At 42.9% G+C, this 17440-nt stretch carries 13 protein-coding genes; 5 read left to right on the top strand and 8 right to left on the bottom strand.

Going from position 1 to position 17440, the window contains the following annotated elements:
• Positions 1-119 precede the first annotated feature (119 nt).
• The gene (corA, locus tag L5M10_RS03525; protein WP_028759710.1) at positions 120-1067 is read left to right on the top strand and encodes a magnesium/cobalt transporter CorA; all 948 of its coding nucleotides are present in this window, start codon (positions 120-122) and stop codon (positions 1065-1067) included.
• Positions 1068-1255: 188 nt separating this feature from the next.
• Here the strand turns inward: corA and L5M10_RS03520 are convergent, their stop codons facing one another.
• Positions 1256-2518: an HD-GYP domain-containing protein gene (locus L5M10_RS03520; RefSeq protein WP_028759711.1), complete on the bottom strand. Its 1263-nt coding sequence runs from the start codon at positions 2516-2518 to the stop codon at positions 1256-1258.
• Between the two features lie 118 nt (positions 2519-2636).
• On the opposite strand from L5M10_RS03520, the gene L5M10_RS03515 reads away from it, so the two are divergent.
• The gene (locus tag L5M10_RS03515) at positions 2637-3332 is read left to right on the top strand and encodes a 2OG-Fe(II) oxygenase (protein ID WP_168825391.1); all 696 of its coding nucleotides are present in this window, start codon (positions 2637-2639) and stop codon (positions 3330-3332) included.
• Positions 3333-3347: 15 nt separating this feature from the next.
• Here the strand turns inward: L5M10_RS03515 and L5M10_RS03510 are convergent, their stop codons facing one another.
• From L5M10_RS03510 to L5M10_RS03495, 4 genes are all read right to left on the bottom strand, one after another.
• Positions 3348-4697 (bottom strand): sensor histidine kinase, encoded by a 1350-nt coding sequence (locus L5M10_RS03510; protein ID WP_028759713.1) that lies wholly within the window; start codon positions 4695-4697, stop codon positions 3348-3350.
• Positions 4688-5362 carry a response regulator gene (locus tag L5M10_RS03505; RefSeq protein WP_028759714.1) on the bottom strand — a complete coding sequence of 225 codons (675 nt, stop codon included), beginning with the start codon at positions 5360-5362 and terminating at the stop codon, positions 4688-4690. The genes L5M10_RS03510 and L5M10_RS03505 overlap by 10 nt, the downstream gene beginning before the upstream one ends.
• Positions 5363-5545: 183 nt before the next feature.
• Positions 5546-5905 carry a hypothetical protein gene (locus tag L5M10_RS03500; protein WP_105252687.1) on the bottom strand — a complete coding sequence of 120 codons (360 nt, stop codon included), beginning with the start codon at positions 5903-5905 and terminating at the stop codon, positions 5546-5548.
• 171 nt (positions 5906-6076) lie between these two features.
• Complete coding sequence (locus tag L5M10_RS03495) at positions 6077-7399, bottom strand: dicarboxylate/amino acid:cation symporter (RefSeq protein ID WP_263254836.1); 1323 nt, start codon at positions 7397-7399, stop codon at positions 6077-6079.
• 222 nt (positions 7400-7621) lie between these two features.
• On the opposite strand from L5M10_RS03495, the gene L5M10_RS03490 reads away from it, so the two are divergent.
• Positions 7622-10063 carry a hypothetical protein gene (locus L5M10_RS03490; RefSeq protein WP_173244480.1) on the top strand — a complete coding sequence of 814 codons (2442 nt, stop codon included), beginning with the start codon at positions 7622-7624 and terminating at the stop codon, positions 10061-10063.
• A 103-nt stretch (positions 10064-10166) separates the two neighbouring features.
• On the opposite strand, the gene astB is transcribed toward L5M10_RS03490, so the two are convergent.
• Positions 10167-11501: an N-succinylarginine dihydrolase gene (gene astB, locus L5M10_RS03485; protein WP_173244483.1), complete on the bottom strand. Its 1335-nt coding sequence runs from the start codon at positions 11499-11501 to the stop codon at positions 10167-10169.
• Between the two features lie 330 nt (positions 11502-11831).
• Between astB and topA the strand changes: the two genes are divergently transcribed.
• Positions 11832-14474, top strand: coding sequence for a type I DNA topoisomerase (gene topA / locus L5M10_RS03480; RefSeq protein WP_173244486.1), 2643 nt, complete (start codon positions 11832-11834; stop codon positions 14472-14474).
• A 242-nt stretch (positions 14475-14716) separates the two neighbouring features.
• On the opposite strand, the gene zomB is transcribed toward topA, so the two are convergent.
• Positions 14717-15496 (bottom strand): flagellar motor control protein ZomB, encoded by a 780-nt coding sequence (gene zomB / locus L5M10_RS03475; protein ID WP_028759720.1) that lies wholly within the window; start codon positions 15494-15496, stop codon positions 14717-14719.
• Between the two features lie 228 nt (positions 15497-15724).
• Between zomB and cysB the strand changes: the two genes are divergently transcribed.
• Positions 15725-16708 (top strand): HTH-type transcriptional regulator CysB, encoded by a 984-nt coding sequence (gene cysB / locus L5M10_RS03470; RefSeq protein WP_028759721.1) that lies wholly within the window; start codon positions 15725-15727, stop codon positions 16706-16708.
• 66 nt (positions 16709-16774) lie between these two features.
• Here cysB and L5M10_RS03465 read toward each other — a convergent pair whose 3' ends face one another.
• A complete protein-coding gene (locus tag L5M10_RS03465; protein ID WP_028759722.1) occupies positions 16775-17437 on the bottom strand; it encodes a response regulator transcription factor in 663 nt (220 codons plus the stop codon).
• Positions 17438-17440 lie beyond the last annotated feature (3 nt).

The following is a 17440-nucleotide window of genomic DNA, read 5'->3' as shown; positions in this document are numbered from 1 at the left end:
TATTTTACTAAATTACCTTGCACGCCTTTTCATTGCCAACTTATGCGGTAAACTAGCGACAATTTTTTAGCCTGCACTTAAGTGGAATCGTTAACTTAAGTTTTTTTTCAGGAGGACAAATGATTACTGCTTATGTCTATGATAATCGTCACCTTACTGTGACAGAGCTCGGCATACTGGACAGTATTCCCGCGTCGACCATTTGGTTAGATCTGTATAAACCCGATGATGAGGAGCGAGAGTGGTTAAGTCATTTTTCTGTTGAAGAAGTGCCTGACGAAGAAGATATCAATGAAATTGAGGCCTCAGCACGTTTTTATCAAAACAGTGACGGCTTGCATATTAATTCGTTATTCCCACAGCGTGTCGGCCAAGATGTGCGCGGCGTTAACGTTTCCTTTAACCTTCGTAGCAATTTTTTACTGACAATTCGTGAAGAAGACGTAGGTCTTATCCGTTTACTGCGTAACTACTTGCGTTTGGGACGGTTAGAAGTATCGACACCGCAGGAATTGTTTCTCGAATTATTTAATCTGAAAGTGGATTATCTATCTGACTTAATTGAAGACGTTTACACTGTACTTGAAAATGTCGGTGAGCAAGTATTTGATAACGATGAACTTGACGATGTATTTAAACTTATCACTCTGCAAGAAGACTCTAATGGTAAAATCCGATTAAGTTTGCTCGATACTCAGCGTTCACTGCGTTATATGCAGCGTTATTATCGTGGCCAGTTATCCGATGAACATTTAAAGGACTTGCGGGAAATGTTGTCGGATATCGAGTCGCTGATGCCCCACAGTCAGTTTATTTTCGATAAGTTAAACTTTCTGCTCGATGCGGCCATGGGTTTCAGTGGTCTGCAACAGAACAAAATCATCAAAATCTTCTCGGTTGCCGCTGTGGTGTTTCTACCACCGACCTTGATTGCCAGTAGTTATGGGATGAACTTTACCAGCATGCCTGAGCTTGAGTGGCAATACGGTTACCCTATGGCGATTGTGATGATGTTAGCCAGTGCCGCAGGTACTTACTTCTTCTTTAAACGTAAGCATTGGTTATAAGCCTGGCACGAGCTGTGTTTATTTCTCGAATTAACAATAAGGGTCGAATGCAATATTCGACCCTTATTGTTATCACTTTTATTAATCATGTTCATTCAATGACTTTTATTCAATGAGTGAGACTCGATGACTTTGTTTAAATGAGTGAAGCTCGTTAGACATAATCGTTAAGCCAGTTTCTTAATCAACTACTTACGACTATCGCCGCCAAAGTAGTAACTCACTCGCTCGCGCGGATTCAAATACTCGTGGACTTTTTCAGGAAGCGCCGCAGGTGGTAAGCAACGCACTATGCTGATCCCTTCAATCTCTAAATCAACGATAGGCGCTTGGTCTTTAGGAACTAACGCATCGTAAACCAATATCTTAGGGCATAGCAGTTTAGTTAAGTTAACCGACATCACCATGGCATATTGACCGCTGGATAATTCCACTACACTGCCGGGGGGGTAAATGCCCAGCATCTTGATCATCTTGCCAATATACTCTTGATTTAGCTTAGTTTTATATTGCTTATACAAATGCCCCAGTGCGGCGTAGGGCATTCTGGCTTTGCCCTGTTGGCTTGGGTAACACAAGGAGTCATATTCGTTCACTACCGCAATCAGTTGCGATACCTTATCGAGAGCCTCTTCCTTTAGGCCTTTGGGATAACCACTGCCATCGAGAAACTCGTGGTGATTGGTGATTGCAGGTAAGGCTGCTTGGGGAAAATTATCGGCTAATTTGAGCAGTTCAATCCCAAGTAATGGATGCTGTTTGATAAAATTAAGCTCTGGTGCTGACCAAGGTGTCGATTTTTTTAGAATTTGTGGTGGGATTTTTAATTTACCCACGTCGTGAAACAGGGCACTGAGACCGACCGTTTCGATTTCACTTCTATCCCATTCCATTTCTTTGGCGATCAGCATAGAGAGGATCGCAACATTCAAGGAGTGGTAGTAAATGCTTTCATCCTGCTTAGCATCACTCATCAAATGCAGCACTAAGTTATCTGAGTTGAGCAGCTGTTCGACTATGGTGTGGACCAAATCTTTGGCGTCATCGACCGCATTTAAGGGGCGATTACGTAGCTTAGAGATGAGGCTGCGCATCATGGCTACTGAGCGGGTAAAATTTTGCTCAGTTTTATTAATGTCACGGCGTAATTTTTTTTGCACTTCGATTTGCTCAGCCTTGTATTGATCCATGTCGTTTTTAAGCACATTGATTTCAGCACTTGGCGGCAATTTGATAGGGTTGACCGCATCAGCATGTATCGGGGCGACGTCGCTGCGTTCTAAATCGACGATGACATGTTCGATGCCCAGATTTTTAATCAACTCGATTTGCGCAGCTTGTTTAATATGAAAGCTACTGAATAAAAAGGGATGATCTTTCCAAGCCACGGGCAAACGCACAAAGTTGCCGACTTGAAGTTGATGGACTGAAACTTTACAGCTTTTTTTCATATTCTTGTTATCGTGAAGCGTAATGTGGGTTATTTTATCTCAATGATGCTGCTTTACAATTACTTAACTAACATGTCAGCATAGTAAGCCTAGAAAGTAGCCACTCCATTGAGGAAGTATGGACTTTATTGAAGTATACCCTAATGCGTTGCCGAATGACTTGTGTGACCGTCTCATTCTGGCATTTGAGCAACATGCTGGCGTTGTTGATGGACATACGGGCAATGGCGTCGATTTGGAGAAGAAGATCAGCCGCGATTTGACCTTAGATAGTTTCGTCGACCTGCAGCCCATCAGAAACGAACTCTTAGGTTATACCTTAAAGGGCGCGGTAGATTATTTCACAAAGTATTCAATGGCATTAATGGGGGCGGTGTCAGTGTCAGTGAGTGATGAGCAGGGCCAACCTGTAACGCTAACTCCGACTAATTTTGCGACGCTGGGTGCGCCTAGGGCCGATGGCTTAGTGAAGTATTTGTATCGCAGTGGCAGTATTAATATTCAAAAGTATCAGCAAAATAAAGGCGGTTATCCCCATTGGCATTCGGAGCAATTCCCGCAGAATGGCCACAATGAAGCTCTGCATCGCGTCGTGCTCTATATGTTTTATTTAAATGATGTGGAAGAGGGCGGCGAAACCGAATTTTATTATCAACAGCGTAAAATCTCCCCTAAAAAAGGCACTATGGTGATAGCGCCTGCGGGATTTACTCATTCACATCGGGGAAATAAACCTGTGAGTGGTGACAAATATATTGCCACTTCTTGGATCATGTTTAATCGAGCCGAACAGCTATATGCGGTGATTGCCTGATAGTATCCCAGTTTCTTACACTGGGATACGGATCCTAAAGAGCGCCCCTTCTAAGCGACTTTCTTCAATTTTTAAGCTGCCACCGTAGCTGTGAACGATTTCATCACAGACAGCTAATCCGATCCCTTGCCCTGGGGACTGGGTATCGGCACGCACACCACGTTGGATAATCTTCTGTCTTAAGCTTTCTTCAACACCTGGGCCATCATCTTCAACAATGAGTTCAAACTCACCTTGTGAGTTAATTTTAGCCGATACATGCACTTGGCTGATACACAGGCGGAAAGCATTTTCCATAAGGTTGCCACAAAGCTCCATTAAGTCGCCCTTGTTGCCGGGGAACATCAATGAGGGGGAGATGTTGGCTGAAAACTGCACTTGTTTTTCTCGATAAATTTTAAACAACATTTGTGCTAATTGATCGACTAAGGGCGCAATAACAGTTTGTTCTTGCTTCAGGCCTTGTCGGCCTAACATGGCCCGTTTTAATTGGTATTTGACCAGCTGATCCATTTGGCTGACTTGTTCCATGATCTTTTCGCTCGCCGATTGTTTACTCAAACTGGCGTCATCTGTAATGGCATGCACGGCGGCTAAGCGGGTTTTAAGACTGTGTGCCAAGTCATTCATAGCATTTTGATAGCGCTGTTGTTGGGCACTAGATTGTTGCAACATCTGGTTGAGTGCTTGCGTTACGCCTTCAAGTTCAACAGGATAGCCCTCAGAAAGTGATTTACTCTTACCTTGGTTAATTGATTGCAGTTCATTTTGCATCCGTACCAAGGGACGCATGCCCCAATAGGCGGCGCTGACCAATAGAATTAAGGCTAAGGCCAATACCATAGCTAAACGAATATAAGTACGTTTACTGAACTTACTGTATTCTTGCTCCAGTTTGGCGGCATCTTTCATGACGAGGAGGTTGTAATGCACACTGGCAATTTCGACCGCGAGCAAATAGACGAAATAACCTCTGTCGTCAGCCATGGTGAGGTAGTAGGGCGGGGAGTCGTTACGGATTTCGTTAAAACGCTCACAGGTATCAAATAAGCCACGATCTACTGCGAGGGATGAGGTCCAAACCTGCTTAAATTTGTCATCGCAACTCGCTATTACATAGCGCTCTTGTTTATTATTTTCTTCTAACCAAGCACTGGTATCGGGGATAAGATCGTGCTCCCGTAATTCGGCGGCGACTTGGGGAATTTCGGCAATGAGTTGGGCAGTTTCTTCGTTATAACTATTTTGCGCATGCAGAATATTAACCATCCATGCGAGACCAAAACCCACTAAGGTAATAATTGATAGCGAGGTGAGAAACATCCGTGTCAGCAGACGTTTCTTGAATTTTAATCTTAATTGCATGGCAGGTTAAATTTATATCCTTGGCCGCGGATGGTCACTATGGGGTTATCGATACCATCGCGGGTCAGTTTTTTACGCAGGCGGCTGACCATGACTTCAATCGTATTGGGATCGCCTTCCTTATCACCATAAATCACATCGAGTAAACGTTGCTTGGCGACAACCTCATGACAATGGCGCATCAAATATTCGAGGATTAAATATTCAAAGGCAGTGACCTCCATGACTTCGTCACCCAGAGTGACTTGTTTGGCGGCGAGATCGAGTTTCAATTCTCCACTGCAAATCACGGGTTTAACAAAACCTGCGCTACGGCGCACTAAGGCATCAAGCCTTGCGACAAGCTCTTCTTTTTGAAAGGGTTTCACTAAATAGTCATCGGCTCCGGCGTTTAGGCCTTCAACTTTATCCTGCCAATTAACTCGTGCCGTGAGAATTAATATCGGTGCTTTAAGACCCGCTTCACGGAGTTGTTGAATTAAGCTAATACCATCTTGATCGGGTAGCCCTAAATCGACAATGGCGACATCTATGGGATAATTAGTGGCTTGATAAAAACCTTCTTTGGCAGTCAGTGCCACTTGAACTTGATTGCCGAGATCGCTTAATTGCACTTTTAAGTGGTGGGATAAAATAGGATCGTCTTCAACAACCAAAATTCTCATAATATAATGCCTTAAAGTGTATGAGCTAAAGCTTTAGCAAACTAGTCTACGCAAAATCACACTGATAACCAAATAGAGGATCAGCATATCTTAGTTGAACTTAACCTTTGCTGACCGAGTTGAACTTGTGGTCAAAATAAGTACTAATTAATTGTTGAATAAGAAGGTTTTTCCGTTAAAGTGTTAGCGTATCGGGGAATTTCCCCAAGGCGATTTTTGTTTTCTGATCCGCAAAATGCCGTTGCCACACATAATCGCGCCTAAGGTAAATAACATCACCGCCATCATGATAAAAGACAATCTCAACCAAGGCATTTCTTGCGCTAATCGCAGATGTATCGCTTCAATGGTTGTGACGCCCCATACGGCAAAGACACTTATAAATAATAAAATTTGTAATAAACGAAGTAAGTAAACTGAGTTAAAAAATAAGACCAAAGGCGCAAGTGCAAAAGGAATAGCAAAGTTAATTTGTTCGTAACGTACGAAGTGGGCACTCAATAACCAGCATGCAATCAGGATCCAAAGACTTCTCCACCACATTTATACCCCTCCCATTAAACGTATTAAAATAGTAAACATAATGTATCTAAAAACAAACTTCCGTACTATTGGTGCGTTCACATTTTGCTAACAATAGACATGTTAACTGTATTGCGTTCAAACAAAAACGCCCAACACTGAAGCTGGGCGTCATTTTGGTCTTTGTGAGGTTTAGTTCGATTTATTTAAATGATGAACTTGCTCATCAAAACTTCTAGCAACTTTACCCGCTTGAGTGTTGTTAAACACTTGCTCGTTAAATTCGCCCTCTGATTTAGCAATAATTACAGTTGCTACGCAATCACCAGTGACGTTTACAGCAGTACGTACCATGTCGAGTAAGCGATCGACACCGATAATCAGGGCAATCCCTTCCACTGGTAAGCCAACTTGATTTAACACCATGGCCAGCATGATAAGTCCGACACCTGGAACACCCGCGGTACCAATTGATGCTAACGTGGCTGTCACAACAACAACGGCATAATCGGTTAGTGAGAGCTCAATGCCAAAAACCTGCGCAATAAACACAGTGGCAACGCCTTGCATGATTGCTGTGCCATCCATATTAATGGTAGCGCCTAACGGTAGCGTAAAAGCGGCGATTTTATTATCGACACCTAATCTATGTTCAGACGCTTCTATGGTAATGGGTAAAGTGGCATTTGAACTGGCGGTTGAAAAAGCAAACAACTGCACATCGCGCATTTTACGAATGAATATTAAGGGGTTGAGGCCTGAGAAAAGTTTTAAAAGGATTGGATAAACGATAAACGCATGGACCAGTAATACACCTAAGACCACGAAGAAATATTGAACCACACTACCAAAGGTCTCTAAACCGAGTGTTAATGCAAGTTTTGCCATCAGCGCAAACACACCATAAGGCGCGAGTTGCATGATCAGTGTCACGACACGCATGATGACTTCATTTAAATCTTCAAACAACGCCGCAATACGTTTGCCGCGCTCACCAATATGGGCAATAGCAAAGCCAAAAATGACCGCAAAAATAATAATTTGCAGCATATTACCTTCGCTCAATGCCTGCATCGGATTGGTAGGCACTATGTTTATCAGCACATCAGCAAGACTTGGGGCTTCTTTTGCGACGTACTCCATTTTTTCTGACGCCAGTGAGGCGTTTCCAGGATGTATAAGGACTGCGCTGACAATCGCAATCACTAAGGCAATGGCGGTTGTGAATAAATAGAAGGCGAGGGTTTTCCCCCCTAAGCGGCCTAATTTTGAAGGTTCACTCAGTGAGCAAGTTCCGCAAACTAATGAAATAAAGACTAAAGGAACGACTAACATTTTTAAGCTGGAGATGAAGATAGTACCGATAACATGCAAGAAACCTTCAGTAATATAATCTTTTACTATATCGCTTTCTGGAAAGGCATTGCGGAGAATGAGGCCTAAAGCAATACCTGTTCCCATACCGATCAGAATTTTACTTGTAAGGCCGAGTTTATTTTTTATAGAAATTGCCATAGAGAATCCTGTGTGTTTTTTATACATTCTATTTTTTGGCGCTCACAAGACTAGCAAGAAAATCGTGAAGATGAAATGACAATTAATGTTAAAGTATTTATCAGATTTGCGAAATAAAATAAGATAGTTATGGGAAAGTTGCGTGAAAATTGTGTAATGTTAGCCTATAAGTAATAAGCGTCTCGCTTAGGTATTATCATCAGAGTAACAGGGAGCCTGACAATGAAGTCAGCGTATAAGGTTTTTCTCGCAGGATTGTGTTCGCTTTTATTATCAGCATGTGGTGGTGGGGGCAGTATCTCTGATGATGGTTCCGGTACTCCGCCGACGCCAAGTGTCGTCACTGTCACTCTGAGTATTACTAATACGGATATTTCTGCTTTAGCACCTGCCACAGTATCAGCTAAAGTTGTTGATTCGAAACTCGGTTCCTTGGCTGGTGAATTAGTTACTTTTACTCTGAGTAATTCTAATATTGGGTCTTTTGATCCTAGTACGGCAACGGCATTAACGAATACCGAAGGTGTTGCTACTATTATTTTAAATACAGCAACTATTGCGGGTGCAGGTACTGTCACTGGCAAAGTTGATACTGGGGAGTCTGGGAAAATTGGTTTTGTGATGAAAGGTGATGGCGGTGAAGCGGGTGGAGGTGCACAAGTTAATTTAGCCTTAACTGATATTACAGGCTTACCTATTCAAACTATTACATCCTTAAATCCAGGTAAGTTAACTGCTACTATCACCGGCATTAATAAACCCACGATAGTGACCTTTGACAATGATATTGGGGACCTTCCTATCAAAACTGCTGTAACAAATAGTCAGGGAAAGGCTAGTGTTGATATTTATGCTGGTAATACGTTAGGTGCAGGAACTATCGTTGCCTCTTTAGCTAGTGGTGAAAAAGGTAATACAGTAGTGGTGGTTGGTGCTACAAATGTAGTCATGGGTAGTGGAAGTCCTTTTGTTGCTGGTAAAGCAAGTGTTAGTTCAAGTGATTTAACTGCAGGTGGCACCGCGACTATTTCTGTCGTTATCCAGGACGATCAAGGTAAGCCTTTTACCCAACCTGTGGATGTTAAGTTTTCATCGGCCTGTTCAACTAAATCATCACCAGAAGCCATAATAAGTTCACCCGTACCCTCTGTGAATGGCGTAGCTACAACGACTTACCTTGCAAAGGGCTGCGTTGGAGATGATCCTATTAATGTTACTGCTAACGCAGGTGGATTAAATCTTTCAGCTACGGGCACTATTAAAGTACTTCCTGCTAACGTGGGAAGCATTATATTTATGTCTGCGACACCGCAAAATATCGCCATTTTAGGTACAGGTGGCTCAGAATCTTCTGAAGTTAAATTTAAGGTACTTGACACAAATAGTAATCCGGTAAGTAACCAGTTAGTTAACTTTAGTTTGAACACTACGACGGGAGGCATAGTGCTTGACCCATCAAGTGCAACGACTAACAATCAAGGCATTGTTCAGACAGTTGTAAGAACAGGGACTGTTGCTACTTCGGTAAGAGTAACAGGCACTATTGCTGGCTCTTCGCCAGTTATTTCAAGTCAATCAAGTCAGCTCATCATCTCGACAGGGATACCCGATCAAGACAGTTTTTCACTTTCTGCAACAGTACTCAATGCTGAAGGTTGGAACGTTGATGGCACCAAAGTGACCGTTACTGCACGCCTAGCCGATGCATTCAATAACCCTGTTCCAGATGGCACAACAGTATCTTTTACCACTGAAGGTGGCTCTATTGAAGATGCTTGTCAGACTGTTAAAGGTACATGTAGTGTTGTTTGGACGAGTCAGTTAACTAGGCCTGAAGGGCAGTCTCTTATTGACGCAACAGGCGCATTAATTCGCAATCCTATTGCGACACTTGCGCCTAATTTAGGTAATTATTATGGCCAGAAATATGGTGGTCGAGCAACTATTACTGCTACTGCGATTGGCGAAGAATCCTTCCCAGATCTTAATGGCAATGGTCGCTTTGATTCTTCTGAAGCAACAGCATTTTTAACTCAAAAAGATGTAAGTGGTAAGCCATTTGATTTGGATGATGCTTTCAATGATTATAATGAAGATGGCATTTTTAATCCTCAGCAAGCGGGTGGACAAATTGGTGGGGAATTAGAAGAGTTAATTGATTTTAATTCTAATGGTGTTTTTGATATAAAAGATAGTAAATATAACGGTGTACTCTGCTCTGAGCCTGCACATGCTGCTTGTGCTGATGGTATTACAGATTCAAAATCACTATATGTGAGAGGCAGTTTAGTGATTGTCATGTCAGGAAGTACTGCTTATGCGACTCCGATTGCTGATGTGCTTATCGACGATAGTTACAGCATCAGCAAAGACCAACGTATTGACTTAATAGGTAAAGATGCCGCTACTGTTTATTTCACTATATCTGACTTACATAACCAACAAATGCCTGCTGGTAGTATTGTTAGATTTAAAGCAAGCGCAGGTTCTGTTGCTAGCAGTGCTCAATATATTTGGCCAAGTAGTAACTATAACGCGGGACGTGAGTTTAGTGTGACACTGAAAGGTGAAGAGCAACCTAATGCAGGTACTCTTATTGTTGAGGTTGAAACCCCTAATGGGTCAGTGACTCAGGTTCTATCTATTCCGATTAGAATCAGCTAGTTTTAAGGACCTTATCCAAATAAAAAGAGCATCTAAGGTGCTCTTTTCTATTGTAGGTCTGTCGAATTTTATAATGATGTAGTTCCAGCGTTAGGAATAATTCCTAACGCTGGAACTGATACACGCTGCCTAGTTTCATAATCTGTGTCAGTTCATCCAGAGCTGTTCGAGATTCGATGATTAGCTGAGGGTCTGCAAGATCTTGGGTGGTTAATCTGTCTCGATAATGTTTGTCTACCCAAAGGTTTAAACGAGTAAATAAAGCATCATTCATCAGAGTGTGTTGATTTACCGCTGCGACTTCCACTTCATTCATGGCGACACGTAAACGAAGACAAGCAGGACCGCCACCGTTTTGCATGCTTTGTTTTACGTCGAAATAAAGCACTTGCTTAATCGGCGTGTTTAACGTGAGTAATTCGTTCAAATAGGCAAATACCGCGGGATTTTCTTGGCAATCTGTTGGGGCAATAATCGCCATTTCACCGGATGGCAACGTAATAATTTGAGTATTGAATAAATAGCTTTTGACTGCGTCGTTAATTGCTACTTTCGCGGTTGGCACTTCAATGAAATACAGCTCAGTGTCGAGTTTACGTTTAATTTCATCGATCTTATTCTGGGTATTTAAGAAGGCTTGTTCGTGGTAGAACAGGACATTTTGATTACCTACTGCGATAACATCGTTATGGAATACACCTTGATCAATCACATCAGGATTCTGTTGGATGAAGACGCAATTATCGTCTTCCAGCTGATGTAAGCGTGCGACTGCCATCGACGCTTCTAAGGTTTGTCTTGCTGGATATTTTTGCGGTTTAGGTGCATTGGGATTAGTGGCTTCTTGTCCATAAACAAACAGCTCAACACCAGCATGGCCGTATTCATTGCAGAGACGAGTGTGGTTTGCGGCACCTTCATCACCGAAGCTATTATGCTCAGGTAAGTGACTATGGTGATGAAAATAGTGGGGATCACTGAAAGTTGCTGTTAATATGCGCCCCGTTGTCAAAGGCTCGATGCTGCGATGCAGTTTGTCGACTAAATTTGCTGGGGTGAAATGCAGTTTGCCGTCACGTGTATCTGCACTTGGTGAGACGGTAGCGGCATTGGCTGTCCACATACTGGAAGCACTGCAACAGGCATTAAGTAACATAGGCGCTTCTTTTGCCGCTTGTTTTAATACATTAGCATCAGAGCCGGAAAATCCAATTCGGCGCAATGTATAGAGATCTGGGCGCTCTTGAGGAGCTAATATTCCTTGAACCATGCCCATATCGGCTAGTGCTTTGGCTTTTTGGAGTCCTTGTTTTGCTGCAGCTTTGGGGTTGGAAACTAAGGCGGCATTGCTAAGTGAGGCTACATTGCCAAAAGACAACCCTGCGTAATTGTGTGTTGGTCCAACGAGTCCATCAAAATTCGCTTCAAAGTGCTTCATTGCTTATCCTTGTGATAGGGAAAGTTATTATTTGTTCATATGGTCCCTGAGGGAACCCAGTATACTGAAGCTTTTCGAGTGCACAAGCGGACGGTTTTGTGCTCAAAGCGACTTTTTCACGATAAATGCATAACTATTTCTTGCTTGCTGGCAAATAATGAAATATTAGTTTTTAATTACGCATATTATATTTTTACATTTTTTCAACTTTGATTAAAAAGTGACTCGCTGGTACATATAAAAGAGGGATTAACTTGAAACTATCAGTACAACCCTCTATATATGGTGCCAATTTCCACCTTCTTGAGATTTTTTGGCGCAAATTAAACTATGGGTAAATCGCTAGTTATTGTCGAATCACCGGCCAAAGCTAAGACTATTAATAAATATCTTGGCAAAGAATTCATCGTTAAATCGAGCGTAGGTCACATCCGTGATCTGCCGACATCATCGACTTCAGAAGGCAATGAAAAGGTTAAATCCGCTGCCGAAGTTAAGAAGATGTCGCCAGAAGAAAAAGCTCAATATAAAAAGGTGAAAGATCAGCAAGCGCTAGTGTCTCGTATGGGCGTAAACCCTGAAAAGGGCTGGGCGGCTAAGTACCAAATTTTGCCGGGTAAAGAAAAAGTCGTTAAAGAGTTACAGGCACTTGCCGATTCTGCTGACCAAATCTATCTCGCAACCGACTTAGACCGTGAGGGAGAAGCTATCGCCTGGCATTTGCAAGAGGTGATTGGTGGTGATCCTTCACGGTATCAACGTGTTGTTTTCAACGAAATTACTAAGTCTGCGATTCAAGATGCTTTTAGTAAACCGTCGACACTCGACACTAACATGGTTAATGCCCAACAAGCGCGCCGCTTCTTAGACAGAGTTGTCGGTTTTATGGTGTCGCCTCTGCTGTGGAAAAAAGTCGCTCGTGGTTTATCCGCTGGGCGAGTGCAGTCGGTTGCCGTGCGTTTAGTGGTCGAACGCGAAAGCGAAATCAAAGCCTTTGTGCCTGAAGAATTTTGGGATGTACACGCAGAGCTCAATACGCCCGCTCAAGAAGCTTTGCGGATGGAAGTGGTTAAGCATCTAGATGCTGCCTTTAATCCTATCAATGAACAGCAAGCGATGGCTGCGGTTCAAGCGTTATCTGCGGCAAGTTTTACTGTGCTGGCCCGCGAAGATAAAGCGACTCAAAGTAAACCATCGGCTCCTTTTATTACGTCGACACTGCAACAGGCCGCGAGTACACGTTTAGGTTTTGGTGTAAAGAAGACCATGATGATGGCGCAGCGACTTTACGAAGCTGGTCATATCACTTATATGCGTACCGACTCGACCAATTTGAGTCAAGAAGCCGTTGAAAACTTGCGCGATATGATTGCCAAAGAATTTGGTGATAAGTATCTACCCGCCGAACCGATTCGATACGGATCAAAAGAAGGCGCACAAGAAGCTCACGAAGCGATTCGCCCATCAAACGTTCAAGTGCAAGCAGCGACCTTATCTGACATGGAGCGTGATGCTCAGCGCTTATATGAGCTTATTTGGCGCCAGTTTGTCTCATGTCAAATGACACCTGCACAATATGATGCCACTAAGTTGACCGTAAAAGCGGGTGATTATGAGCTCAAAGCCACGGGACGTACCTTACGTTTTGATGGTTGGACTCGCGTACAAACAGCGCTTAAGAAGAAAAACGAAGAAGACAATACTTTACCATTCGTGGCACAGGGCGATGTATTAGCATTAAAAGAATTGCTGCCTAAACAACATTTTACTAAGCCGCCAGCACGATACAGCGAAGCTTCTTTAGTAAAAGAATTAGAAAAACGCGGCATTGGCCGCCCATCAACTTACGCAACCATCATTTCAACGATTCAAGATCGTGGTTATGTAAAAGTTGAGAATCGTCGTTTCTATGCCGAAAAAATGGGTGAAATTGTCAGCGAACGATTGGTGAGCAGTTTTGCTGATTTGATGAGCTATGACTTTACTGCCAGCATGGAGCAAACATTAGATGATGTGGCTCGGGGCGAGTTAGACTGGAAAAAAGTACTCGATGGTTTCTATGCTGACTTTACTAAGCAATTAGAAAAAGCGGAGCTGGATCCTGAAGAAGGTGGCATGCGTCTTAACCAAATGGTGATGACGGATATCAAGTGCCCAACCTGTGGTCGTCCTATGGGTATCCGCACGGGAACGACTGGCGTTTTCCTTGGTTGCTCTGGTTATGAATTGCCCCCTAAAGAACGCTGTAAGACGACGATGAACCTCACGCCTGGCGTTGAGGCGATTAGCGAAAACAGTGAAGATGCCGAAACAGATGCACTGCGTGCGAAGCACCGTTGTAGTATTTGCGGCACGGCAATGGACAGTTACCTGATCGATGAGAAGCGTAAGTTACACGTCTGCGGTAACAATCCAATCTGTGAAGGTTATGAAGTCGAAGAAGGCCAATTCAAGATCAAAGGCTATGAAGGTCCACTGATTGAGTGTGATCGCTGTGGTCACGATATGGAACTGAAAAATGGTCGTTTTGGTAAGTATTTTGGCTGTACCAATGAGGAGTGTAAGAATACCCGTAAATTACTGAAAAATGGTGAGGCGGCGCCGCCAAAAGAAGATCCTATTTATTTACCTGAACTGAAATGCAGTAAATCGGATGCCCATTTCGTATTACGTGATGGTGCGGCGGGTATCTTCTTAGCGGCTAGTACTTTTCCTAAATCACGTGAAACCCGTGCGCCTTTGGTTGAGGAACTGGTTCAATACCGTGAGCTGCTATGGCCTAAGTATCAGTATTTAGCGGATGCGCCAGTCACTGATGATGAAGGCAATAAGGCTGCGGTGAAGTTTAGCCGTAAGACGAAAGAGCAATACGTTGCGACTGAAGTCGATGGCAAAGCCACGGGTTGGTCTGCGCATTACGTCAATGGGAAGTGGGTGAGTGAATCTACCAAGAAGGCCAAGAAAGGCGCATAGCGACGGATTAAGCTAGCTTAACGCTAAGAGAACAACAAAAAAGCCAAGTCAGATATGACTTGGCTTTTTGTTTGCATTTTCGATATCAATTTGTTGCTATAGATAATAATTCAAACATGTTGAGTACTTTACACTTACTGAGTACTTTACACTTACAGATACAAACTGACTCACAATGACGCGGTAGCATGAGTGGCAAATGTGTCGCTAATTCAACTTAACGGTAAGCAAATAGAGACTGATCACCATTTCTTTTTAGGTTGAAACAGCATATCGATATCATCTTCTTCATTTTTAGGTCTAGGCGCACTGGGCTCAGATTGTTTCTGTGCCCCCATAATTTCATCAAGTAATTGTTTAGCCTCATCGACTTTACGCCCAATGAAGGGATCATTAGGCGTTTGTGCCTTAATGGCGTGTAATGTTGATAGGGCTTTGGTTACCATTTGTTTTGATGAGCCATATTGCTTCATAAAACTGGCCGCGCGGGCACGAGAAAGCATAGAATCGACATTAATTCTGAGCTGTAAACTGTCGATGCGGCTTTCTTCTTGAGCAAAAATGCTCGGATCGACTTTACCTTTATTATGCTCGGCTCTGAGTATCGCCTTTAATTTTTTTAAGGTTTGAACAAGCGCTAAAATTTGTTTGTCATTATCGGGTAGTCTGAAATTCTCAATTGGAGGAGTTTGAGGTTGTCCAGACTGTAAGCTTGTTATTTGATTATTAATATCGGCTAAGCGACGTTGGTAGTCAGACTGTTGTTGGCCATTACTGATCGCTGTTGCAGACTGCAAGGCATCTTGTACACGCCGGTACAAAACCAATACTATATTCGTGCTACAAGGCATCATTCCTGTGTTTGATAACACAGTTTCAGTTTCATCGATAATTGCTCTTTGACGGGCAAATTCAATGCGACGCTCAGCCTCTACACGTTCTTTTTGTTGCTGTAATACGTTAATTCCGATAACAAGCAGTAAAAGCGCACCGATGAGGATCAGAACCAAGGTGAATGACATAGATGTTCCATTATTTATCCAATTGAGCTAATGCTACAATAAATCAATAAACTAGCATAGTTATCTTAGCCTAGGTTATCATTTCTGTCGTATGAATCTGTAGACTTGTGCTCTATATTCCTATTTGCTTTAATTTTTACTATATACTATAACGATTGATTATAGCTGAGAGTGCTTTGAGGGCTCAGTTGTTAATGGCATTTTGCGTGTTTGAGACAAGGAAATAAGATGAAACTGCAACAACTCAGGTATATTGCTGAGGTCGTAAAACATAACCTCAATGTATCGGCGACAGCTGAAAACTTGTATACTTCTCAACCTGGGATCAGTAAACAAGTTCGTATGCTTGAAGATGAGTTGGGGATCCAAATATTTGGTCGTAGCGGTAAGCATTTAACCCATGTGACACCTGCGGGTTTGCAAGTGATCAGCATTGCCAATGATATTTTAGGTAAAGTTGAAAGTATCAAAAAAGTGTCTGAAGAATATACTAAGCCAGATCAAGGTGAGTTAAATATTTCCACAACAGATACTCAGGCACGCTATGCATTACCGACGATAATTCGTCAGTTTATTGATCGCTATCCTAAAGTGAACTTGCATATGCACCAAGGGACACCGTCTCAGATCAGCGAACAGGCTGCTCGCGGTGATGCAGATTTTGCCATTGCGACCGAAGCAATGCATTTATATTCAGATCTGATCATGTTGCCTTGTTACCACTGGAACCGCTCTATCGTTGTACCCAAAGACCATCCTCTTGCGACCCGCAATCAAGGCAGCTTGATTAGTATCGAAGATTTAGCCCGTTTCCCCTTAGTGACCTATGTCTTTGGTTTTGATCGTGCTTCTGAAATTGAGAAAGCGTTCAATCGGGCCAATTTAGAGCCGCGTGTTGTCTTTAGTGCGACCAGTGCCGACGTGCTTAAAACCTATGTTCGTTTAGGATTAGGCGTGGGGGTCATCGCGTCTATGGCCATTGATCCAAATGTTGATAAAGATTTAGTCGCTATTGATGCTGGTCATTTGTTTGCCCACAGTACGACTAAAATTGGTTTTAGGAAGGGCAGTTTCTTGCGCAGTTATATGTATGATTTTATTCAGCACTTTGCGCCGCATTTAACCCGTGATGTGGTGGAGAAAGCCGTAGCATTACGGGATCAACAGCTCATAGATGAAATGTTTGCCGATAAAAATCTGCCAATGCGTTAATTGGCAATGATTTACTGATATAAAAAATGCCGCTAATATAAGCGGCATTTTTTATGGGTTTAGCGATTAAGATAAATCGACTTTATCCATCTCGAGTTGCGCAAGGGCAATAACTGCTTGAGTGCGATTGCGAACGCCAAGTTTTCTAAATATGGCGGTAGCGTGCGCCTTGATGGTCGCCTCAGACACGCCAAGATCGTAGGCTATTTGTTTATTTAATAACCCTTCGGCAAACATCTGCAACACTTTATATTGTTGCGGCGTGAGATCGGATAACTTGCTGGCCATTTTATCAATGGCATCGTCATTGATAGCAATAATCTCAGTGCCTTTAGGCAACCAAATATCACCGAATAACACCGCACTTAGCGCCTCTTTTAGGGTTTCCATTGAAGCTGATTTAGGGATAAAACCACTGCTGCCATAATGAATCGCACGGCTAATGGTATTGATATCCTCGTGGGCTGAAATCACCACAACGGGTAACTCAGGATAATGTGAGCGTAGGTGGATAAGCGTGGAATAGCCGTGGGACCCGGGCATCTGCAGATCTAACAGTACAAGATCGTAATCGACGCTTCGAACATCCAATACAGATTGCAGTGCGTCAGCACTGTCGGCTTCAAACCACTGTGCATGCTCGAAAGCGCTGGTCAGCGCTTGACGTAGTGCATTTCTGAACAATGGATGATCGTCTGCGATAATAATATTTAAGTTTTCTAGCTTCATGGC

It is taken from the genome of Shewanella sp. SM32, assembly GCF_025654235.1.
Taxonomy (GTDB): domain Bacteria; phylum Pseudomonadota; class Gammaproteobacteria; order Enterobacterales; family Shewanellaceae; genus Shewanella; species Shewanella oncorhynchi.
This window is presented reverse-complemented; position numbering and strand designations above follow the sequence as displayed.